17 protein-coding genes are annotated in these 21,955 nt (G+C 71.0%); 4 read left to right on the top strand and 13 right to left on the bottom strand.

The window, feature by feature from the left end; translation table 11 throughout:
• Positions 1–33: 33 nt before the first annotated feature.
• Both GPJ59_RS07965 and GPJ59_RS07960 read right to left on the bottom strand, forming a co-directional pair.
• Complete coding sequence (locus GPJ59_RS07965; RefSeq protein ID WP_258024033.1) at positions 34–1,458, bottom strand: RtcB family protein; 1,425 nt, start codon at positions 1,456–1,458, stop codon at positions 34–36.
• A 132-nt stretch (positions 1,459–1,590) separates the two neighbouring features.
• A complete protein-coding gene (locus tag GPJ59_RS07960; RefSeq protein WP_308120183.1) occupies positions 1,591–2,238 on the bottom strand; it encodes an archease in 648 nt (215 codons plus the stop codon).
• Here GPJ59_RS07960 and GPJ59_RS07955 point away from each other — a divergent pair.
• Positions 2,230–2,889, top strand: coding sequence for a protein-L-isoaspartate(D-aspartate) O-methyltransferase (locus tag GPJ59_RS07955; RefSeq protein ID WP_258024032.1), 660 nt, complete (start codon positions 2,230–2,232; stop codon positions 2,887–2,889). The two genes, GPJ59_RS07960 and GPJ59_RS07955, sit on opposite strands and share 9 nt — an antisense overlap.
• Here GPJ59_RS07955 and GPJ59_RS07950 read toward each other — a convergent pair.
• Together GPJ59_RS07950 and GPJ59_RS07945 are read right to left on the bottom strand one after the other, a co-directional pair.
• Positions 2,880–3,332 (bottom strand): YbhB/YbcL family Raf kinase inhibitor-like protein, encoded by a 453-nt coding sequence (locus GPJ59_RS07950; protein WP_219665751.1) that lies wholly within the window; start codon positions 3,330–3,332, stop codon positions 2,880–2,882. The genes GPJ59_RS07955 and GPJ59_RS07950 overlap by 10 nt on opposite strands.
• Before the next feature lie 238 nt (positions 3,333–3,570).
• Positions 3,571–4,539, bottom strand: coding sequence for an acyl-ACP desaturase (locus tag GPJ59_RS07945; RefSeq protein WP_219665750.1), 969 nt, complete (start codon positions 4,537–4,539; stop codon positions 3,571–3,573).
• Between the two features lie 356 nt (positions 4,540–4,895).
• Here GPJ59_RS07945 and GPJ59_RS07940 point away from each other — a divergent pair, with 356 nt between their 5' ends.
• On the top strand, positions 4,896–5,732 hold the full coding sequence (locus tag GPJ59_RS07940) for a DUF2182 domain-containing protein (RefSeq protein WP_219665763.1): 837 nt from the start codon (positions 4,896–4,898) through the stop codon (positions 5,730–5,732).
• Position 5,733: 1 nt separating this feature from the next.
• Here GPJ59_RS07940 and nrtS read toward each other — a convergent pair whose 3' ends face one another.
• The gene (gene nrtS / locus GPJ59_RS07935) at positions 5,734–5,997 is read right to left on the bottom strand and encodes a nitrate/nitrite transporter NrtS (RefSeq protein ID WP_219665749.1); all 264 of its coding nucleotides are present in this window, start codon (positions 5,995–5,997) and stop codon (positions 5,734–5,736) included.
• Between the two features lie 12 nt (positions 5,998–6,009).
• Complete coding sequence (locus tag GPJ59_RS07930; protein WP_219665748.1) at positions 6,010–6,633, bottom strand: DUF1326 domain-containing protein; 624 nt, start codon at positions 6,631–6,633, stop codon at positions 6,010–6,012.
• A 200-nt stretch (positions 6,634–6,833) separates the two neighbouring features.
• On the opposite strand from GPJ59_RS07930, the gene GPJ59_RS07925 reads away from it, so the two are divergent.
• Positions 6,834–9,095, top strand: a complete 2,262-nt coding sequence (locus GPJ59_RS07925; protein WP_219665747.1) for a serine/threonine-protein kinase — start codon at positions 6,834–6,836, stop codon at positions 9,093–9,095.
• On the top strand, positions 9,092–11,077 hold the full coding sequence (locus GPJ59_RS07920) for a protein kinase domain-containing protein (RefSeq protein WP_219665746.1): 1,986 nt from the start codon (positions 9,092–9,094) through the stop codon (positions 11,075–11,077). Before GPJ59_RS07925 ends, GPJ59_RS07920 begins: the two co-directional genes overlap by 4 nt.
• A gap of 118 nt (positions 11,078–11,195) precedes the next feature.
• Here GPJ59_RS07920 and GPJ59_RS07915 read toward each other — a convergent pair whose 3' ends face one another.
• The 7 genes from GPJ59_RS07915 to GPJ59_RS07885 form a co-directional block, all read right to left on the bottom strand.
• Positions 11,196–13,694, bottom strand: coding sequence for a glycosyl hydrolase (locus GPJ59_RS07915; protein WP_219665745.1), 2,499 nt, complete (start codon positions 13,692–13,694; stop codon positions 11,196–11,198).
• Between the two features lie 463 nt (positions 13,695–14,157).
• Positions 14,158–15,852, bottom strand: a complete 1,695-nt coding sequence (locus GPJ59_RS07910; protein ID WP_219665744.1) for a hypothetical protein — start codon at positions 15,850–15,852, stop codon at positions 14,158–14,160.
• Between the two features lie 474 nt (positions 15,853–16,326).
• Positions 16,327–17,037, bottom strand: a complete 711-nt coding sequence (locus GPJ59_RS07905; RefSeq protein ID WP_219665743.1) for an RICIN domain-containing protein — start codon at positions 17,035–17,037, stop codon at positions 16,327–16,329.
• A 446-nt stretch (positions 17,038–17,483) separates the two neighbouring features.
• Positions 17,484–18,638: a hypothetical protein gene (locus GPJ59_RS07900; RefSeq protein WP_219665742.1), complete on the bottom strand. Its 1,155-nt coding sequence runs from the start codon at positions 18,636–18,638 to the stop codon at positions 17,484–17,486.
• A gap of 400 nt (positions 18,639–19,038) precedes the next feature.
• Positions 19,039–20,193 carry an MBL fold metallo-hydrolase gene (locus GPJ59_RS07895; protein WP_374200804.1) on the bottom strand — a complete coding sequence of 385 codons (1,155 nt, stop codon included), beginning with the start codon at positions 20,191–20,193 and terminating at the stop codon, positions 19,039–19,041.
• A 249-nt stretch (positions 20,194–20,442) separates the two neighbouring features.
• Complete coding sequence (locus GPJ59_RS07890) at positions 20,443–21,255, bottom strand: SGNH/GDSL hydrolase family protein (protein ID WP_308120184.1); 813 nt, start codon at positions 21,253–21,255, stop codon at positions 20,443–20,445.
• 203 nt (positions 21,256–21,458) lie between these two features.
• A partial coding sequence (locus GPJ59_RS07885) for a M23 family metallopeptidase (RefSeq protein WP_219665740.1) occupies positions 21,459–21,955 on the bottom strand: 497 nt, incomplete at its 5' end.

The following is a 21,955-nucleotide window of genomic DNA, read 5'->3' as shown; positions in this document are numbered from 1 at the left end:
CCGGGGCCTGCCCGTGGGTGGGCCCCTGGTCGTTCATCCCTTGACGACTCCGAGCGGTACCAGGCGGGCGACCAGCCGCGCGAGCTGCCCGGCCTCCGTGGCGGCGGCCACCGCGTCGACGTCCTTGTAGGCGTCGGGCGCCTCCTCGGCGAGCGCACGCCAGGAGGCCGGCCGTACGGCGACGCCATGGGATTCCAGTTGCTCGCACAGTTCCTCGCCGCGGACCCGGCGCAGTGCCTGGTGGCGGCTCCAGACGCGTCCGGCGCCGTGCGCGGAGGACCAGAAGGCGTCGTTGCCGGCGGTGCCGGCCATCACGTACGAGGCCGTGCCCATGGTGCCGGGCACCAGGATCGGCTGCCCGGCCTCCGCGAGGTCGTCCGGCAGTTCCCGGTGGCCGGGCGGCAGGGCCCGGGTGGCGCCCTTGCGGTGGACGCACAGCTGCAGGGGTACGCCGTCCACGTCGTGGGTCTCGATCTTCGCCATGTTGTGGGAGACGTCGTATACCAGGTCCAGCTCCGCCCCGGCGGCGACGGCGAAGGCATGACGCGCAGCCTCGGTGAGCAACTGCCGGTTGGCGCGTGCGTAGTTCGCGGCGGCCGCCATCGCTCCGAGATAGTCGCGGCCCGGCACGGAGACGGCCGGCGCGCAGGCCAGCTGCCGGTCCGGCAGCTGGATGCCGTAGGCGCGCAGGGACTGGTCCATCACTTTGACGTGGTCGCTGCACACCTGGTGCCCCAGGCCGCGCGAACCACAGTGGATCATGACGCACACCTGGCCCGGGTGCAGGCCGAAGGCGGCCGCGGTCCGGTCGTCGTAGACGCGGTCCACGGCCTGCACCTCCAGGAAGTGGTTGGCCGACCCCAGGCTGCCCACCTGCCGGAGCCCGCGGTCCACGGCCCGCTGGCCGACCTGTGACGGATCCGCCCCCGCCAGCGTCCCGCCGTCCTCGCAGCGCTCCAGGTCACGGGGCACTCCCCGGCCGTGCTCGACGGCGTAGGCGGCCCCGGCGACCATGAGTTCCTCCAGCTGGCGGCGTCCGGACAGCTTCCACAGCCCGCCGGGCCCCAGGCCGCGCGGGACGGTGTCGCCGAGGATGTCCATCAAGCGCCGCATCCGGGGGGCCAGCGGGTCGCGGTCGATGCCGGCGGCGAGCAGCCGTACGCCGCAGGAGATGTCGAACCCGACGCCGCCGGGCGAGATCACCCCGCCGGCATCGATGTCCGTGGCCGCCACGCCTCCGATCGGGAAGCCGTACCCCCAGTGCACGTCGGGCATGGCGTACGAGGCACGGACGATACCGGGCAGGGCCGCCACGTTCGCGACCTGTTCGAGCGCCTTGTCCCCGGTCGCCTGCGGCAGGAGCTCACGGGTCGCGAAGACGACGCCGGGGACGCGCATGGGGTCCTGCCGCTCGATGCGGAACCGGAACGGTGTCTCCTGCACCAAGGTGATGTCCATGCCCGTCATCCCTCTCCGGGCCTCATACCTTCCAGTAGACCCTCGGCGCCACGGCTTCGCGCGGCGGGGAGCACGTCGGGCACCCGGTTCCGAGAACCCCTCCGAGAACCCCGCGTCAACAGTCGACGGGAGTCACACGTCGAGCGTCACCGAGCACGTCCAGCCCTGCGGCCCGCGGACCATGGCGAGATCGTGCAGCGTGACGGCCTTCGGCGCAGCGCCCGTCACCGGGAGCGACCCGGCCTCGGCCATGTGCAGGACGGCGCGCACGCCGCCGTCGACCGGGGCCAGCTCCACGTCCACCGGGACCTCGCCCTGGGTGTCGAGCCGGTACACGACCTCCTCCAGCAGCAGGACCAGCACGTCCTCGTCCCGGTCCGCCCGCAGCACGATGTCCCGCGGGTGTGTTCCGACGGCCCCCGTCACGTCGAGGAACGACGCGCAGACTCCCCGTACGGCCTGCGCGAGGCACTCCTCCCGAGTGGGAGCCCACGCTTCCACCCGCAGGTCAGCCGTGTGCGGAACGGTGCGATACCCGCTGCGTCCGGCTGCGGCGTCCGGTCTCATCAGCCCCTGCCTCTCTCGCGCCCGCTGAATCGTCGCTGCTCCCCGGGTCGGGTAGCGCGGGTCGGGCCGCGAGCGGACCCTGGGGGCGTGGAAGACGTTCTCGCGTACGCCGCCGCCGGCCTGGTCGGGCCGTGCGGGGTTCTGCCTGCGGCTGTGCTCCTGCCGGTCCCGGTCGCCGGCCTCGCCCGGCCACTGCTCTGACTCATGGGGCACGAGCTCATGGGGCACGGGTCATCTCCCGAGGATCTGATCCGGGCGGCACGGGCCGCAGGGGTCACGGACGAGCGGCTGCTCCAGGCCGTCCGGGTCACACCACGGGCGGAGTTCGTCCCGGCCGAGCACGTGGCGTCCGCCTACCGGGACACGCCCGTACCGCTCCCGCACGACCAGGTGACCACCCAGCCCTCGCTGGTCGCCATGATGGTCTCCGCGCTCGGCCTCACCGGAGGCGAAATCGTCCTGGAGGTCGGCACCGGCTACGGCTGGCAGACCGCGCTGCTGGCCCGCCTCGCCGCGTATGTGGTCAGCGTCGAACGCTGGCCGGATCTCGTCGAGGAGGCCCGCCGCCGACTGGCCGGGCAGGGCATCGAGAACGCCGCGGTCGTCCTGGGCGACGGAACCCTCGGGGTGCCGGCCCGTGCTCCGTACGACGCCGTCATCGTCTGCGCGGCCTTCCCCGAGGTGCCGGAGCCGCTGGTCGCGCAGTTGCGGACCGGCGGCCGGCTCGTCCAGCCCATCGGCCCGGGCGGACGGGAACGCGTCGAGCTCTACGAACGGCGGGCCCACGGCCTGGCGCACCGCGCGACGGTCACACCGGCCCACTTCGTCCGTCTGTACGGCGCCCATGGCTACGATCAGCGCTGATACGTGCCGACCAGGGTGCCGACGGCCAGTTCCCTGCCCTTGACCGCACGGTGTACGGCATCGACGGTCGGCCGGTCGTGCAGGGTGAGCGGCTCGGACAGCGCGTACAGGCGGAAGAAGTAGCGGTGCTGCCCGTGCCCCGGGGGAGGCATCGGGCCGCCCCAGCCCTGGCGCCCGAAGCCATTGGGCCACGGCAGCCCGCCCCGGGGCTTCTGCCCCTCCTCGGCCCTGGTGACCCCCGGATCGATGCCGGTGACCAGCCAGTGGAGGAAGCTCCCGCCCGGCGCGTCCGGGTCCTCACAGAGCAACACCAGCTCCGCGGTCCCCTCCGGCGCCTCCGACCAGGTCAGGGGCGGGGAGAGGTTCTCTCCCTCCCCGCTGTACCGCCGCGGGATGGCGGTGTGGTCGTCGAACGCGGTGCTGCTGAGTTCCATTGCCGTCATGGGCGGCGCACTACCCGCGGACGGCGGCGCGGACACCGGCCGGCGGGGCGGAACACCCGTTCAGCGGCGCACGCCGCCCGAACGCGCGCGCAGCCGGCAGTGCGCAGAGGATGGCAGTGTGCCGACGAGGATTCTGCGCGAAGGACGCCCGGGCACGGGCAAGACGACCGCCATGCGGCGGCTCGCGGAGCTGCTGCGCACGCGTGAGGCGGTCGGCTTCACCACGGAGGAGATCTCGTCAGCGGCCGGCTGCGGCGCGGCGCGCGAGGATGGTGGTGCGCCGTTCGTCGAACCGGGCCGCCTGCGTGTCCAGCGAGACGAGGAACTCGCCCAGCTCCTCCTGGGCCCTCAGCCCCTCCGGCCCGAGACCGGACAGGTGCTGGATCTTGAGGTGGCGCAGGACGGGCTGGAGGACCTCGTCGTGGTGGACGCGCAGGTTGTAGATGCCGCCGAGGGCGATCTCGGCGGCGGCGCGTTCGAAGCCGGGCAGGGCGTGGCCGGGCATACGGAAGCCGGTGACGACATCGGCGACGGCGCGCATGGCCTGGTCGGGGGCGAGTTCGAGAGCGGCCTTGAGCAGGTTGCGGTAGAAGATCATGTGAAGGTTCTCGTCGAGCGCCACGCGGGCGAGCAGACGGTCGCACACGGGGTCACCCGAGCTGTGTCCGGTGTTGCGGTGCGAGATACGGGTGGCGAGCTCCTGGAACGCCACGTAGGCCACCGTGTGCAGCGGGGAGTGCCTGTTGTCGGAGGCGAACCCGGCGGCCATGTGGGTCATGCGGGCCTGCTCCAGCGCCACGGGGTCCACCGCGCGGGAGGCGAGCAGGTAGTCCCGCATGACCATGGAGTGCCGGGCCTCCTCGGCGGTCCACCGGTGCACCCAGGTGCCCCACGCGCCGTCGCGGCCGAACAGGGTGGCGATCTCGTGGTGGTAGCTCGGCAGGTTGTCCTCCGTGAGCAGGTTCACCACCATCGACACCTTGCCGACCTCGGTCAGCGGGGACTGCTCCGGCGCCCAGGGTTCGCCGCCGAGGGCGCCGTCGAAGTCCCGTCCTCGGCTCCACGGGACGTACTCGTGGGGCATCCACTCCTTGAACACGCCCAGGTGGCGGTTGAGCTCCCGCTCGACCACCTCCTCGAGGGCGTGCAGGAGCTGGATGTCGTTCTGGGGAGCGCGCTGGGCGGGCAGGGATGTGGATGCGGGCACGGGATCCGGCTTTCCTCGGGGAATGAACCTACGGTTCCGTAAGTTAGGCGAGCCGGGGGCTGCCGTGATGGGGCCGTTCGGCCCCTTTCACAGCGGGAGCGAGTGGGGTTGACTCCTGCCAGGGTCTTTCGGCCACCGACGCTCCGTCATCCCGGCCGAAGGCCCCGTCCCGCCCGGGCGTCCGGTACGGTCGCGGCCGGCCGTCCACGGCTCGGGCGCCCGGACCGCCCGGGCGGAATGTCGTCTTCTCCTCTCCGCCCGGGCGCCCCGCCGGGCGGGCAGGCGGGCCAGCGGGTCAGGTCGCGTCGCAGGTCGAGGCATGCTCCCCTGGAAGTACCCCGAAGGAAGACATGCCGATGCGCCACCGCCGGACATCCGCCGTCGCATCCGCCCGGTCGCCCGCGCCGACCGGGATGGGCGGAGGGCTGCTGCCGGCACGGGAGCTCGCGACCGCCTGGTTCCTGGTGATCCTGATCGCGGTGCCCGCCTGGGTGCTGACGGTCGGACAGGCTCGGGACATGGGGGTCGCGCCTGGCACGATGGGGGTGGCACTGCCGCTGTTCCTGCTGCTGTGGGTGACGATGATGGCAGCGATGATGCTGCCGTCCATGGCGCCGGTGGCCATCACGTGGGTGCGGGGGATCGGCCGGCAGTCCTCCGGCTGGGCGCGGGCCGTGCGCACCGTCGAGTTCATGGGCGGGTATCTGGTGGTGTGGACCGCCTTCGGGCTGCTCGCCTACGCGGCCCTGGCCCTCACCGGCGCCCTGGTGGAGGACCACCCGACCGCCGGACGCTGGATCGGCTCGGTGGCCTTCCTGCTCGCGGGCCTCTACCAGCTCGGTCCTCTCAAGTACGTGTGCCTGCGGCACTGCCGTGATCCCATGAGCCATCTGATGCACTACGCCGGTTTCCGGCCACCTGCCCGCGACCTGCGGGTGGGCGTCCACCACGGCGCCTACTGCGTCGGCTGCTGTGCCGGGCTGATGGCCGTATTCGTTCCGCTCGGCGTGATGAACGTGGCGGCGATGGCCGGACTGGCCGTGGTGATCTTCGTGGAGAAGCTGTGGTCCCGGGGTCCGCTGCTCGCCCGGATCGTGGGCGTCACCTTCCTTGTCCTGGCGGTGCTCGCGCCGTTCCAGGACTGGCTGCTGCCAGGGCTGCAGGGCTCGATGGCGCCGATGGGTGACATGTGACTCACCGGTTCACTGTGGAGCGGGCTGCCCGCCAGGCAGCCCGCCGGCAGCTGAAGAACCCGGCACTGGACACGCAGAAGGGCACCAGGTAGTTGAACAGCACACGCAACCAGGTCGCGGCCGTCGCGTCCCCTGACGCGATCACCGCGCCCTGGTTGACCAGCGAGAGCAAGGTGCCCACCAGGAGGCCGATCGGCACGCACCGCGACAGCGAGGCCGCGGAGAACACCGTCGCCAGGAGTCGCGGGGCCGCATCGGCGCTCACGCGCGGGCTCGCTCAGATGCGCCCGTGGGCCGCCCCTTCGACGTCCTCGCTGCTGAAGACGTAGTCGGCCGTCTCGCCGTACGCCGCCTCGTAACTCAGCCCGAAGGCGTCGGAACGCCCCGTGGCCTTGCCGACCTCGAATTCGGGCGCGAACCCGAACATGGCGTTCTTGATCTTCGTCGGGCTGCCGTCGGGGCCGGTCAACGGCTCGTACGAGAGTTCCGTCCTGCCCTCGACCGTGCAGCCTGGCCGGTCCCCGTCCGTGAGGGAGACGCCCGCCCGCTCCATGCCCAGGTACTCGCCGTAGAACTGCGAGAGCTGGCCGAACGGCCCGCCTTCCCGGCCGGACAGGATGCGCTCCAGGGCGCCGGCCTGCTCGTCACTGGCCGCGCTGTCCACGACCAGGCCGACCTTCCAGTTGCCGGAGGACAGGTTGGACGGGAAGTGGTTGTAGAACGCGAAGTCCACACCGGACAGGTCCAAGCCGTCCAGATTCCCCTCGGCGACGTGGAACACCGCAGTACCCAGGCACTCGGTACCGCCCTTCGCATCCCGAGGCTGGCCGTCGTACGGACAGCTGCACAGCACCGCGCAAGAGCAGCCGGCCACGTAGGTGCCGGATATCGTCCACGACATGACTGCTCCCCTTCTCCGATAGTGATGGCGGCGAGCGTCGCCCTGTACTTTTACGCTAGACCTCCCAAATAGGCATGTAAACGGCGTTCCGGCGGCCCGACAACCGGCCTCACAGACGTTTCCAGCTGATCTCTGAAACACGGTGCAACCCGTACGGTCGCGCGGCAACCTAGGTGTCCCAGGAACGGATGTCGCCTGCCGTGCGTCATCTGCTCGGGAACGGCGGTTGCGAGGTGGGGTGGATGGGCGGGGCTGACGTGCTGGGCGGCCGGTACGAGTTACTGCGATTGCTGGGCCGTGGCGGAATGGGCGAGGTATGGGAGGCCGTGGACCGAGTTGTGGCACGGCGGGTTGCGGTCAAGACACTGCTGCCGGCGTCCGGTGCTGACTCATGTGTCACGTCTCCCGCTGACTTCGAGCGGGAGGCACGCACACTGGCGACTCTGCAGCATCCGGGGATCGTGGTGGTGCATGACTTCGGAGCCGATGGGCAACGCCTGTTCCTGGTGATGGAGCTCCTGCTGGGCCGGAATCTGGGGAAGGTGCTCCAGGAGACGGGGCCGTGGGAGCCGGAACAAGTGGCTGATGCCCTCCGCATCCTGGCACGGGCCCTTCGCTACGCCCACAGAGCTGGAGTGGTGCACCGCGACCTCAAGCCGGCGAATGTCATGGTCGGCCCGGACGGCACCCTGAAAGTCTGTGACTTCGGCATCGCCAAGCTCGCGGGAGAGACCGCAGGAGCCGGTGGATTCGTGGGAACACCGGCCTACGCCGCGCCGGAACAGGTCCAGGGCCTCGCTGTGGACCACCGCGCAGATCTGTACTCGTTAGGCTGCATCGCCTACCAGCTCCTCACCGGCGCCCCGCCATTCGAATCCGGCCACGCAGCCGGAATCCTCTTCCAGCAGGTGTACGTCGAACCGCCACCACTGGACGCAGCACGGGTCCCAGAACCGCTGGCAAGCGCCGTACGGGCCCTGCTGATGAAGGATCCAGGGCAGCGCCCCGACGATGCGTCCAGGCTGCTCGACTTGCTGGAACCGCCTGCCCCAATGCGACCGGTTTCCTGGGTGAATTCGTCCGGTGCTGCGACCGGGTTCGGCGAACTCAACGATCGTCAGGCCAGGTTCGACGCGGCCGACGACGAGACGAAGGCCACCGAGTTCGAGGCGCTGGCCATGGACTACGAGGAGTTCGGCGCACCATTCCCGGTGCCCGCCTTCGCGTATCTCGCGTTCCAGGTGCGGCTCGCCGGCGGCTGGGCTCTGCATCGGCTGGACCGCTGGAGCGAGGCAGCCGATACCTTCGGCACGGCTGCCAGGTGGGCCGACGGACGCCCCGGATACACAGTGGACCTCGCCAAAGCCCGGCACGGCTGGGGTGCCAGTCTGTGCCGCGACGGCCGGCAAGCCGAGGCTGTGCCTCTGTTGGAGTTGGCGTCGGCGGCGCTGGAGGAGGCGGGCCCGGCCCTGGCCCAAGAGGCGTCGGAAGCGCGCGGCATGCTGGGTGTCGCGTACACCGCCGCCGGCGGCCATCCCAGAGCCGAAGCACATGTGGATCACGCGCTGAGTGCCTTGGATGCGGAGGGTCTGGGCGCGGGCGAATTCGCCCTGCTGCTGCGGCGGGCACGGGTCCAACTGCTCGATGACCGCGGTGCCCTTGCGGAGGGCTTCGCAGAGGTGATGCGGCTCCGGAAGGACGGTGACGACTCCTATTTCGTCTGGCAGATGGCGGACAACCTCAGCAGTGATCTGCTGAAGGCGGCAACCGAGCAGGACCCCCATCTGGCTCAAGGTGCCTTGCTGGCTGAGCAACGTCAGTACGTGGAGGCACTCGCGCAGTTCGACACTGCTCTGGCGGAGCGACCGACCGGTGGCCCTCGCCCTGATTGGGTTGCGCTCCGGGCACGGACTTGGCGCGCGGGCAGCCTGCGGGAACTGGGGCGCACAGTGCCGGCCCGGGAGGAGTTCCGTGTGCTGGTGGCGGAGCTGTCCGAGGCCATCGGGAACGACAGCGACCTGGTCTCCCATTTCCGCCTGCAGTTGGGCGAGCTGTGCCTGCTCACGGGCCGACCGCAGGAGGCCGTCGAGCTGTACCAACACGTTGTGGACGCGAATATCGCCAGGGTCGGTCCCGACGACCGCAGGGTTCTCCGGCCGCGCGGCCTGCTCGCACATGCTCTTCGGGTGCTCGGACGTCATCGTGACTTCAAGCGGGAGTGCACGGCCGCACTCGCGGGCTACGACAGGCTCGGCCTGGCCGATGATTTCACGCTACGGCTTCGCTTCGCCCTGGCCCGGACAGAACTGGAACACGGCCTCCCAGCGCTGGGCGTGGACCTGCTGCGGAACCTCGTACGACAAGCAAAGGTCACGCTGGGCGCGAGCCATCCAGACACACTGACCTACGAGCGGGCACTGCATGAGCACGCGCCCGATCAGGGAAGGGAGCAGGACAGGTGAGCACCGCATCGGAACCACTGGGAGGCCGGTACCGGCTGGACGCCAAACTCGGCGAGGGCGGCATGGGCAGCGTCTGGCGCGGCCACGACCTGAGGCTGGGGCGGCAGGTGGCGGTCAAGCTTCTGCGCAGTGAGCTGGCGGGCCTGACTGCCGACGACCGGCGACTGTTCAAGCGCGAGGCAAGGGCCGCCGCCCGCGCGGCGCACCAGGGCATCGTGGTAGTGCATGACCTCGATGCGGACGCCGACCCCCCTTATCTGGTCATGGAGAGTCTGCCCGGGCCGGATCTCGCCGCTGTGATCCGACACGGACCGCTACCGGTGGAACGGGTCGCGCAGTGGGGCGCGCAGGTGGCTGCCGCTCTCGCCCACGCCCACGCGGCCGGCGTTGTGCACCGCGACGTCAAACCCTCGAACCTGATTCTCGACCAGCATGGTCAGGTGAAGCTGTGCGACTTCGGGATCGCCCGGCTGCAGCACGCAGTGACCACAGGGCGCTCCCTGACCAGCGCGGACATCATGACACCGCACTACGCAGCACCGGAACAACTGCTCAGGCAGGATGTGGACCACCGGGCCGACCTGTACTCATTCGGTGTGGTGCTGTTCGAACTCCTCACAGGACAGCGGCCCTTCGACGGTTCAGCGATACGGGTGACTCAAGCACACATCCAGCAGGATCCCCCGTCGGTACGGACGCTGAGGCCGGAAGTCCCGGGGCCGCTGGCAGACCTTGTGGCTCAACTGATGGCTAAGGCTCCGCAGGACCGGCCGGCGTCGGCGGCCGAGGTGTGCGATTCTCTGCGCGCCTCGACGGAGATGCCGCACCGAACGCCGACGGTGCGGGGTCCGGCGGCGGAACGGGGGCCGTTGCCAGTTGCCCAAGCAGCACCACCCGTCCCTCCGCAACCGCCCACCGTGACTGCACCACGTCCGCGCCCGTATCGCCCCGGTGGGGTGCTGTGGCATTGGGACGGCCAGACCGGGCTCGAAACGCCCCTCGCGGTCGGGCGTCAGGGGATTGCCGTCCCAGGTGATGCCGGGAAGATCAGTCTTCTCGACCCTGAGACGGGGGAGGAGCGCTGGACGTACCAGCAGGACGTCGGCCACTGGTGGATGCCTCGGATGGACCGCGACGCCGTCTACGCAACCTGTCGTGGAATGAGGGACGACGCCGCCACCAACCGGACGATCGCGCTGGATCTCGCATCCGGAACCGAACGCTGGTCGGTAGACCTGCCTGGTTCCTTCTCCGCATCGCCCGCACTCGGCGCGGAGAACACGTTGGTAGGGGGAAATTCCCGGAAGGAGCTCTTCGTTCTCTCCCGCACCGATGGCCGACACCTGCACACCGTCGCCTACCCCCGGTTGGAAGACATCTGTCCTACCGGGAACGTCGTTCTGGTACGAAGCGAGGGGGCGGTGGGCTGTGTCGATCCTGGATTCGGATCCGTGCGCTGGCGAACGGACGTACAGGACCCCGTGTACCGCCCGGACACCATCGATGGCCGCATCGCAGTCGACCCCATGGCGGTCTTCGCCGCCGTCCACGAGGGAGTCATCGCCCTCGGGCTGCGCGACGGCAGGCCACTGTGGCGTCGTACCGGACAGGGCGAGAACGGCCATGTTCACAACATCGCCACGGGCGCCGGCCTCGTCTTCGCCGAAACCGGCGACGTGAACAAGATCGGACCGGTAGCCATCTACGCCTACTCACAGGCCACGGGCGATCCTCAGTGGCGCTACGAAAACCCCGACCGGGACATTCGCGCACTCGCGTACCACAACGGCCGCTTGTACGTGACGTGTTCGTCCACGGGTTATCGCGGTGAGCAATTCCTGTACGCGCTCGACGCAATCACGGGAGAGCGGGTATGGCAGTGGTTGCCGAAATACCCCTTCACCGGACCAACAGTCTTCATGGACGGTGTCGCCTACGTTGCCGGCATCGACGGCGTCCAGGCCCTTGCACTGCCATCGTGAGCATTGAGGTGGGCGAAGCCGCGCTCGACCGGTGCCCGGTGTCCACAACCTCCTGGCGCCGTCGCCGCCCCGCGCACGTACGAGATGCGGGGCGGCGACGTCGTGCACGTGAGGTCGGTTACGGCATCGCGGTCTTCCAGATGCCGCGCCCGTGGGTGGCCACGTACAGCTCGCGGCCGTCCGGGCTCGGGGCCAGGTGGAGGGCCGCTGCCGTCGGGAGGTTGCCGGTGGCGGTCAGGGCGGGAAGGCCGAGGCGCTTCCAGTGGCCCGGGGTCGACGGGTTGCTGGTGAAGACACCGAGGTCGGTGGCCACCGCCAGGGTGCCGTCCGGGCTGATCAGGAGGCGGTTGGCCGGGGCGTCCGGGAAGGAGTCGGCGGCCTCGGCCGGGCCGCTGACGTCCTGCCAGGTGGCGCCGCCGTCGGTGGTGCGCCAGACGTGGCCGTAGCCGGCGCCGGGCCCCTCGTTCCAGTGCCGGGAGAAGCCGTTGAGGACGGCGTACACCGTCTTGCCCGAGGCATCGGACGGGTCCATGGTGATGCCCGCGACGTAGCGGTTCGGGAAGTCCGCGGGCAGGGTCACCTGGTGCCAGGCGCCGCCGTAGTTGGTGACGATGCCTCGGCCGAAGGACGCACCTGGGTTGCAGGAGCCGCACCAGGCGGCCCACATGACCCGGTTCCGGCTGTCGAGGGCCGTGGTGGAGTGCCCCGCGCCGGTGTCGTACAGACGGTCCCAGTCGGCTCCGGACGTGGAGTTCCAGGTCTTGGTGTTGCCCCAGATGTACTGGCCTCCGGCCACCCAGTAGCCCTTGTCCGCACCGTCCGCGCCGAACGGGGCGATGAAGCGGGCGCCCGGGTCGCCCGGGGCGATGTCGGTGATGACGTCCTCGGAGCCGTCGACGCTCGCTGTGTACCCGCAGTTGCGGGTGATCTGCATCGCGAGGTTGGTGTACTCGCCGACCGTCTCGCACCCGTTGTCCGGGTTCACCAGTTGGTCACCGCCGTCACCGCCGTACGGCTCGCTCATCTCGCCCGTCGGGTTGAGCTGCTGTACGTGTCCGTTGTGCGTGTACGTGGCGCCCTGCGGCACCTGGAGGCTGACGCCGTTGTCCTGCAGGCCGCCCCACACGGCGTCGCCCTGTCCGCCGGGGAGAGCGCCGACGCCCACGGAGTAGTACTGGAGGGTGCGCAGCGTCCCGCTCCTGTTGAGGTTGCGCCAGCCCTTGCCGGGGGTCTGGGCGAGGGGGCGGGCGAAGACGCCGCCGTCGTTGCCGACGTAGATCTCCGGTGTGCCGCCCTTCCAGTTCGAGAAGACCATCGCGTGCTGGTCGGGGTGGATGACGTCCTCGTCGCAGGTGTCAAGGGCGGGGTCATAGCTGAAGCAGTCGAGGCCGAAGTTCCAGTACCGGCCGACGGCCTGCCAGTCGGAGCCGCCGTTGCGCGACTCGAAGACCTCTTCCAGCCCGACGTACACATGCTCGGGGTCGGCCGGGTCGACGCCGATCACCTGGTCGTACCAGGCCTGGGTGCCAGGCTGGTAGCCGGCGCCGATCCGCGTGATCTTCATGGCGGAGCCGCTCGTGGCCAGCTTCGAGGAGGTGGCGATCTGGCTGTACGGGCCGTCGACCGCGCCGCTCTTCGACACGTACACGCCCGCGAGCGAGGAGGACGCGCCGGAGCCGGTCGCCTTGTTGAGGAGCTCGGGCGACTCCATCACCACGTACAGGCGGCTGCCGTCGGCGGCGTACGCGAAGGAGGCGTTGCCGATCTCGGCCGGGTTGATCGCGCCGCCCGGGTTGGCGCGCCGCCAGGTCGTGCCGGCGTCGTCGGAGTAGTAGAAGCCGTTGTAGCCGGCGCCGCTGCGCCAGGCGAGGTTGGCGACGAGCCGCTTGCCGCCGGTGCCGGGCTGGACGGCCAGGTCGTTGGCGAGGTCGGCGAAGAAGCTGCTCGCGCCGCAGCTGATCCCGGTGACGCCGACACCCGCGCAGGGCGCGAGGACCCGCTCCCAGGCGGCGGGCTGCGGGGCGGCGAGGGCGCGCCGGTACACGCCGTGGGAGGAGGCGGCGAAGACGTACCCGGCCTCGGTGTCGAAGCGGAGCCTGCCGATGGAGGACGAGTCCAGTTCGGTGCCGCCGACGCGGTCGCTCTCCTCGAAGGAGTCGTGGAGGGGGTCGGCGAGCCGGTACACACCGCTGCCGAGGAAGTTGTCGGCGGCCGTGGTCGCCTCGCCGGTGGCCAGCCACAACGCCCCGTCGGGCCCGGTGGCGAGCGCGCCGACGGACAGCGCCGGCAGGTGATCGGCGATCGGCGTCCAGTGCGCCCCGTCGTCCGTGGACCGGAACACGCCACCGTTGGCGCCGCCCGCGTACAGCACGCCGGAGCGGTCCGGGTCGAGGGCGAGGGCGGAGATGCGTCCCGACGAATGGCCGAACCCGCCGCCGGAGTTGGAGGCGGAGCGGTCGCGGTAGTGGGGCGCGTCACCGTTGAGCGGCTGCGTGGTGACCTCGGTGAACGCGCTCTCGTCCACCGGCATGTTCTTGATGTGCTCCCAGGCACCCCGGTAGGCCCCGGGCAGCACCTGGGCGGTGGGCGACAGACGGGCTCCGTTGAAGGCCGCCATCCACCTCTTCTGGACGTAGACGGGTTCCTCCGTCGCGTTCCCACCGCCGGCCTGCGCGGCGACGGGTGAGGCCGCGGCGAGAAGCAGCGCCGCACAGACGGCGGTGGCCGTTCTGCGTCTTACGGAAAACCAACGCATGTGTCGTCGTCTCCGGTTCGATTCGACTCTTCGGCTGTACTCGGCTGAATGCTGCAGAGCGCGGGAACGCTACACGGGTGATCGCCCGCATCTGAAGGGGTCGCACGAAAGATTCGGAGTGGAGGCTCGCCGGAACGCGGGAGCGCCACCGGCTGGCCGGCCTCCTCCGCGGCGTCGACCGCTCCTGAATTTTGACCCCCTACGGGGTATCCAGGCATTTGGGACTGCAACGGCTTCACCAACCAGCAGTGGGTCCTGCCCGTCTGACGAGACGGACAGGGTGTCCGCCGGCCCGCAGGAGCCGCTGGCGGACACCCTGTCGACTTCAGCTCGTCACCGGCCTGCACCTGGAGAGGACGACGGTGGCGAGCAGGGCGAGTCCTTGGTTGAGTCTGCGGAAGTACGTGGCCCGGCTCAGGTGCAGCCGGAGCGCGATGAACTCATGCCCGCCGCACCGCTCCACGTAGTACTGCGACAGGATGCGCCCGGCTTCCGCCTCCGTCGTGACAGTGCTCTTCAGCAGGTGCTGCACGCCGGATTCGAGGAGTTCGCGCAGTGCGGCCGGGTCGCCGGCCACGGGCAGCAGCGGGCTGCAGGCGAGCAGCTGCGGGCGGTGCAGGCCGTCCAGCGCCTCCCGGATGCGGCGGCTGAGCCAGGCCGCGTCGTCGGGCAGCACCGGGGCCGGAGCCGGGGGTCTGAGCCGCTCCAGCCAGGGCGGCACGCCGCCTTCGCCGGCGAAGTCCTGTGAGTACACCCGGCAGGCGGAGCCCCCGCCGTACACGTCGTGGCGGAGCTGCCCGTGCGCGCGGACCCCCACGTGCTCGTAGAGCGCCTGGTACTCGGGGGAGGGCGTCGAGGTGACCAGCCGGCCCCGGCCGACGGCGCTGGACAGCAGGTGCCGGAAGAGCGCCGACCGGGCCGCCTCCTGCCGCTCCTCGTACACCGCGAGTCCGATGAAGAGCCCACCGCCGGACGCGGCGTCCGCGTGCTGCTGGAGCAGCGGTTCGAGGACCGCCACGGTCGCGTCGCGAATCGGCGCGGTGCTGCTGAGTCCGACCGGTCGGTCCTCCCGGTCGCACACGACGTACACGCCTTCGGGCACGGCGTGCAGCACCGAGCCGAGCAGCCGCTCGGAGCGCCGGACGTCCATGCCACCGCGCTCCGCCCACACGCGCACCAGCCGGCCGACGTCGGACGCATCGTCGGCGCGGGCCGGACGGACGTGCACGGGCGTCGTCACCGGGCTGAACAACCGCCGCACCGGCCCGTCCAACGACGCGAACAGCGATCCGGCCATCCGGTCGCCTCGAGCGGCGCCACTGTGCTCGGCGGGTATCAGCCTCGTGTGGTGCGCGGCGGCCAGCGTCCGCGCCGAGCGGTAAGCCACGGGCGTGCGCCATCGCAGGGCCTGGTCGAAGACGGTGCGAAACGGCTCGGCCACGGCCAGTCCGAGCGCGCCCGGGACGACTACGCTGCACGCGCGTAGACGGCCGAACACCGGCCCGTCCTCACCGAGTTGGGTGAGCAGCTCTGCGTCGCACTGCCCCACGGCCGCGACCAGCAGCAGCGCCCGCTCGATCCCGGCCGCCTCGTCCCCGAGCCGCTCGCACACCTCGCGCGCCGCGGCGTCGGCGGCGGCGTCGAGCGCGCCTGGTACGCCGCCCGGCGCGGCGTGCAGGGCTCGGCAGAGAGCCGAGGCGAGCAGTACGTTGCCGCCCGCGAGCCGCAGCACGCCGTCACGCAGGTGCGGATGGGTGATCCCGAGCCTGTCGACCAGGAGGCCGATTTCTTCATCCGGCCACGGCCCGGCTTCGACGGGGATCACCTCGACCCCCGGACGCCACGCGCGGTACGACGGCAGCGGACGGCGGCTGGCCACCACGACCGGACCCCCGGCCGGGAGCGCGAGCCGCGCCAGATCGTCCTCGCTGCGGATGTCGTCCACCACGGGCACGCCAGTGGCAAGTTCGGCCAGGATCGCCGACTTCCCGCTGCCGACGGGACCCGTCAGGTTGATCACTACGGGTCTCGCCGCCGTGTCAAGTAGCGCTTCTATCGCGGCCGTTCGGCCCTCGACCTTCATGATCACGCGATGGCCTGACCGAAGAACGCCTGTCTGCGCCGGTCAGATCGGGACGGGATGCGCACTGTGCGGTGATTCTCCTCCATCGCGGATCGGACCAGGTCGACCGACGCGGCCGGGCATGGTCTTTGCCCTCAGATCATTGCAGTTCTGTGCGTCCTGTTCGAGACCTCGGACAGGTCCGAGGCTCCCGACCGCATCCAAGGATGCTTCCAACGCCAACGGCGAAGCAGACATCCGGGGGCATTCGTCGAGGTTCCGCCCTCGGGCGCCACGTACGGGACGTCCTTCCTCACGGGGCCTGGGGTGGACCGCTGGTTCAACGAGTCGTGCGGGCGCAGGGCGGGCCGCTGACGCAGAGGCACGGCCCCCGGTGGGAGACGGGGGCCGTGCTCATGGGGGTCCGGGGATTCAGAGGCCGAGGGCCGAGCCGCGCCAGTTCTGGTACGGACGGGCGTCGGAGCAGTCCCAGATGACGAGGCGGGTGGCAGTGAAGAAGCTGACCACGTCCACACACTTGCCGGAGTGGACGCTGCGCAGCTTGCCGCCGGGCAGCAGCTCGAACTGCTGGTTGGCGGCTCCGTGGCAGGAGTTCAGGCCGAGGCGCGAGCCGTTGTCCGTCTTGGCGTACTGGACGTCCAGGCAGTGGCCCATGGAGCGGATGGTCTTGTCGGGCTCCAGGACCCACATCTGGTTGTTGCCGCCGTGGCAGTTGTAGAGCTGGACGATGGCACCGTCCTTGGTACTGCCGTCCTTGACGTCCACGCACTTGCCGTTGGGCACGGCGACGATCGGGCCGGAGCCCGCCGGCGGCGGCGGGAAGCAGTGGATCTTCACGAGGGACTGGTACGTCTCGCCCCACACCAAGGCGGGCGGCGTGGGCCCCTGGGTGATGTGGCAGAGAGAGGCCGGGTAGCCTTCCGCCGCGGCCTGCGCGTAGGCCGAGTTGACGGCTATCTGCTGGACGAGGTTGTACGGGCCCAAGCCGTCGCCGGTGAAGTACTTGTCCGTGGTGGGCACCGTGGCGACGGCGACGGTGGCGGCTGTGGCGCCGGAGGGCATCACGAACAAGGCCGCGATCACGGCCATGAGGGCCGCCGCGAATGTGCGGGCCAACTTCATTGTTGTTCCTTCCAGTGGCGGATCGCAAGTGAGGTGTACCTGCCAAATACGGTCCCGGAAGGGGTGTTCCCCCTCCGGATCCGGCGGGCATGACGCTACCGACCGGACGGGCTGCCGCAGTCTCACGACAGTCTCAACCCTCCTGCCCTGCAAGCAGTCTGAGTGATCGCCGGACGCCTGGGCGGTCGGCTGGGTATGGTCCTGCCGCTGCCGGTGAAGATCATGAGGGGTTCGGGTGCGGGATGAGTGAAATCCACGGGTCGCGGTCGGCCGTCCTGGAGGAATTGCGGTCGGCTGTGGCCGCGCACCCGCTGGTCAACCTGACCGGTCCGCTGGGCGTCGGGAAGTCGCGGCTCGCCGCCGCGCTGGACGCGGCCTGTGCCGTCGATCTCGACCGTCCGCAGGCCGCCGCCCTGTGGCGGGGTCATCCCTCTCCGCTCGGCGGACTACTGGTGCTCGACAGCGCGGACGGGCCCCGCGGACGAGAGGCCGTGCGCGAGGCGCTGGGCGCCGCCGCTCGGCTGCTGGTGGTGAGCCGCCGCCCGCTCCACGGCCGCCTGGACGAGTGGCCCCCGGACGCCGTCACCGTGACGGTCCCGCCCCTGCCCGACGACGACCTCATGGTCGGAGCCGGAGCCGGAGCCGGGCAAGGGGACGAGGGCATCGAGGCTCGCGAGCTCACCGTACGCCTGGCAGGCGGCCTGCCGTTGCTCGCGCAGGCCGTGCACCGGGCGCTGCGGTCCGGGACTCCGGCATCCGCGCCCGGGGCGGTGGCGGACCACCTCGCCACCGAGATCGTCGAACGGCTCGCCCGGGAACTCCCCGGCCGACGCCGGCATCATGTCCTCCGGCTGCTCGCCACTGTCGGGAAAGCCGACGAGAAGCTGCTGGCCGGTGGGCCCGAACTCTTCACGGCGCTCGCGGACTTGAGCATCGTCACCCGTGGGCGGTTGGGGTTGGCGCTCGACGAGCCGTACCGCCACGTGATCGAACTCGCCTACCGGTGGCGGCAGCCGGGCGACCACGAGGCCGCCCGCGCCCGGGCCGCCGGATACCGGATCGCGCTGCTGGAGCACGCCCAAGATCCGGTTGAGCGCGCCGAACTGGTCGAACAGGGAGTCTTCCTGACCGGCGATCCGCTGCTGCGGCAGGAACTGTTCCCGGCGACGCAGCGCTCCTCGCAGTTCCGTACCGCGACTGCAGGGGATGCCGACCACATCGGTCGGCTGATGCGCGAGTGGGCCCTCGCCGGCGGCTTCGACCCGCGGCGGGCAGACCGGATGGCCGAGCGCCGGGCCGCCGACGACATCTCCGCCTTCCACCTGGTCCGGAACGCAGACGGCAGGCCGGTCGGCCTGGCGAGCTTGCTCACGGTCGGCGAGCGCACCGCGGACTCCACCGAACCGTTGCTCCAGCAGCACGCCGACGAACTCGCCGCCGGCGGACTCTTCCTCGGCGCGGCGTACTGCGCCGACCCGGCGGTCCACGCCCAACTGCTCCGCTACATCCTCCGGCAGGCCGTGGGCACCAGGCGGCTGGTCGTCTCCACCGCGAGTCCCGGCTACCAGACCCTGCTGCACGGCCTGGAGTTCCGGCCGCACGGCAGCATCAAGGAGGACGTCTACCGCTGCGGCCGACGCCCGGAGGTCTTCAGCAACGACTTCGCCCCCGGCCAGCTGCCCAGCTGGCTTGCCCGGCTCGGTGGGGGTGACCTGAGAAGGCTTCCGCTTTCCGTTCAGCGGGCTTGGTCAATCGAACAGGGTTCCCGTTCGGGTGCCGCCATCCGGGGCGACACTCCCGCCACAGACTCCGTGATCAAACCGTCTGTTCCATCTCGAGACACGTCGGGCACGCCCTGGCGGTGGAGCCCCCGGGCGCTGGTGATCAGTGACTACGCGAGACGCCGGGATCGACTCGATCATCTGGCGCCCTGCCGCTGGAAAGTCGCACGGTCCGCGTGTGCACGACCATACGGGGTGACCCGTGCGAAGAAGGGAGCCGTCACCGCTCGCCGGCCAGGTCCAGATCGCCGACCGGAGGCTCGCTCGGCACCGGTTCGGCCATCTTCGGACGACGCCACGGGTGGGCGATCGGGCGCGCGATCGGGCGCCACCAGGGATCCACGGGCAGTGTTCCGGCAGGCTCGAAGGGCTCGCCCGGGCGCGGGAGCGCCACCGGCTGGCCGGCCTCCTCCGCGGCGTCGACCGTCCACTCGCCCGGCTCCGCCCAGGCGTGGAGGGCCAGGTTGAAGGTGCCCCAGTGGATCGGGAGCAGCACACCGTGCGGCTTGGATCCTTGCAGGTCAAGGTGCGCTTGGAGACCTTCCTCGGGGGTCATGTGGATGTCCGGCCAGTACTCCGAGTACGCGCCGATCTGGATCATCGTCGCGTCGAACGGGCCGTGCTCGGCGCCGATGTCCTTGAAGCCGGGGAAGTAGCCGGTGTCGCCGCTGTGGAAGATGCGGTGCTCGTCGCCGGCGACCGCCCAGGACGCCCACAGGGTGTGCTGCTGGTTGCGCAGGCCGCGGCCGCAGAAGTGGCGGGCCGGGGTGGCGGTCAGTGACAGGCCGGCGATCCGGGTGGTCTCGTTCCAGTCCAGCTCGTGCAGCCGGTCGGCGGAGACGCCCCAGCGCTCCAGGTGCGCGCCGACGCCGAGCGGGACGGCGAAGACCGTGTCCGTGCCGGCCAGCTGCTTGACGGTCGGCATGTCGAGGTGGTCGTAGTGGTCGTGCGAGATCACCACGGCGTCCACGGGGCCCAGGGCGGCCAGCGGCAGCGGTACGGGGTGCAGCCGCTTGGGTCCGGCGAAGGGGAAGGGAGAGCACCGCTCTCCCCACACCGGGTCGAAGAGCACCCGGCGCCCGTCGATCTCCGCGAGCACGCTGGAGTGGCCCAGCCAGGTCAGCCGCAGCCCGGTGGCCGGGGGCTTGGCGAGGTCGGCCAGCGTCGTCGGGTGTACGGGGATGGGCGCGCCGGGGCTGCGGCGCAGCCGCGATTCCTTGTGGAAGTAGATCTTGGCGAACTCCCGCATCGACCCGGCGGCCCTGGTCCGGGCCCCGACGGGGTTCTGGAAGACGCCGTCGGCGAAGTTCGGCGAGCGGCGGATCCGCTCCAGGCGGGCGCCGGACGGGTCCGCGCCGAAGGCTTCGGGCCGCATCGCGCGCAGCTGCGGACGCAGGGGACGGGAGCCGGTCAAGGCGCCTCCTGGGAGGTGGGGGCAGGGTGGTCCCTGCGGGCTTACGTCGTACCCAACGCACACCGGTCCGTCAGGATTCCGCCCCGCCCCCCACGGACCGACCGGATTCCGCCCCACCCCCACGGACCGTGCGCCGACCGGCCGAGTCGGTGCCGCCTTCGGCCGGGCCGGACGGGTTCCGGTTCGGCCCGGCCGGCCCTCCGGCCCCTCTTACAGCGGCAGCAGGTCCGGGCGCTTGGCCTCCACGTGGTCGCCGGAGGACTCGCCGCGCAGCCGTCGGCCGATCCACGGTACGAGGTGTTCGCGCGCCCAGTGGATGTTGTCCCGGGTGACCTCGGCCGAGCCGCGCGGCTGCTGGGGCGGCCAGGGCTGGTCCGGGTCGGCGGGGACGTCGAGGCCGAGCACCTGGGCGGCCCGCAGCGCGACCCGGGTGTGGCCCTCGGGCGACAGGTGCAGCCGGTCGTCGTCCCAAGCCCGGCGGTCCTGGACGGACTTCAGGGACCACAGGTCGAGCACGGGGCAGTCGTAGCGGTCGGCGATGGCGCGCACGTGCGCCGAGTACGTCGCGACCTTGCCGCGCAGGTGCTTGAGGACCGGCACCCCGCGGGTGTCGAAGCCGGTGGTGATCATCACCCGGCCGACGGAGCCGACGAGGTCGGCGACGGCCGCCTCGAACCGCTCGGCCACCGCGTCGGGGTCGCTGCCCGGCCGGATGATGTCGTTGCCGCCGGCGCAGAAGGACACCAGGTCCGGCGCGAGCTCCTTGGCCCGCGGCACCTGCTCGTCCACGATCTGGTCCAGCAGCCGGCCGCGCACGGCCAGGTTGGCGTAGCGGAAGCTGTCCTCCGGGTGCTGGTCGGAGAGCAGTACGGCGAGCCGGTCGGCCCAGCCGACGAAGCTCCCCCCGGGACCCGGGTCCCCCACACCCTCGGTGAAGCTGTCGCCGATCGCCGCGTACGAGCCGATGGGCCGGAAGGTCGAGCTGATCGTCGTTGTCGTCGTCGTAGTCGTCTCTGTCGTCACTGCCACGGGACCACATCCTTCACCGCTCGACGTGACCTACGCCACCGTAGGAAGGGGTTGACGGGCCGTGATCTATACCACCCGACGGGCGCGGAATAACAGCGCGTGAGGCCAGGACCCCCCTCGGGCCCTGGCCTCACGTGTCCCCGGGCGCAGCCGCGACCTCAGTCGAAGCCGCTGCCGCTGCCGCTACCCCGCCGCCGTCAGATGGTCACGCCCTTCGAGCGGAGGTAGGCGAGCGGGTCGACGTCGGAGCCGTAGCCGGAGCCGGTGCGGATCTCGAAGTGCAGGTGCGGGCCGGTCGAGTTGCCGGTGGAGCCGGAGAGGCCGATCCGCTGGCCGCCGGTGACGCTCTGGCCCACGGAGACGGACAGCTGGGACAGGTGGGCGTACTGCGAGTAGTGCCCGTCGGCGTGCCGGATGACGACCTCGTTGCCGTACGCGCCGCCCCAGCCGGCGGAGACGACGGTGCCCGCGCCGACCGCCTTGACGGTGGTGCCGGAGGCGGCGATGAAGTCGACGCCGGTGTGGTAGCCGCTGGACCACATGCCGCCCGCCAGCCGGTACGGCGTGGAGATCCCGCCGGTGACGGGAGCCGTGAAGCCGGCCGAGGTCACGGCGCCGGCCGAGGCAGCACCGGCGGAGGTCCCGCCGGAGGCCGTGCCCGCCGCGGCGCCGGCGGGGGCGGCCGGGGCCGCGG

This window comes from Streptomyces bambusae (assembly GCF_019400985.1).
Classification (GTDB): domain Bacteria; phylum Actinomycetota; class Actinomycetes; order Streptomycetales; family Streptomycetaceae; genus Streptomyces; species Streptomyces bambusae_A.
Note: the sequence above shows the minus strand (reverse complement) of the source record. Positions and strands in the feature narration are given on the sequence as shown.

Excerpts from the sequence above, each read along its gene's own strand:
- GPJ59_RS07965 (WP_258024033.1), bottom strand. The coding sequence starts at position 1,458 with ATGGACATCACCTTGGTGCAGGAGACACCGTTCCGGTTCCGCATCGAG.
- GPJ59_RS07955 (WP_258024032.1), top strand. The coding sequence starts at position 2,230 with ATGGGGCACGAGCTCATGGGGCACGGGTCATCTCCCGAGGATCTGATC.
- GPJ59_RS07950 (WP_219665751.1), bottom strand. The coding sequence starts at position 3,332 with ATGACGGCAATGGAACTCAGCAGCACCGCGTTCGACGACCACACCGCC.
- GPJ59_RS07940 (WP_219665763.1), top strand. The coding sequence starts at position 4,896 with ATGCGCCACCGCCGGACATCCGCCGTCGCATCCGCCCGGTCGCCCGCG.
- GPJ59_RS07930 (WP_219665748.1), bottom strand. The coding sequence starts at position 6,633 with ATGTCGTGGACGATATCCGGCACCTACGTGGCCGGCTGCTCTTGCGCG.
- GPJ59_RS07915 (WP_219665745.1), bottom strand. The coding sequence starts at position 13,694 with ATGGCGGCCTTCAACGGAGCCCGTCTGTCGCCCACCGCCCAGGTGCTG.
- GPJ59_RS07905 (WP_219665743.1), bottom strand. The coding sequence starts at position 17,037 with ATGAAGTTGGCCCGCACATTCGCGGCGGCCCTCATGGCCGTGATCGCG.
- GPJ59_RS07895 (WP_374200804.1), bottom strand. The coding sequence starts at position 20,193 with ATGCGGCCCGAAGCCTTCGGCGCGGACCCGTCCGGCGCCCGCCTGGAG.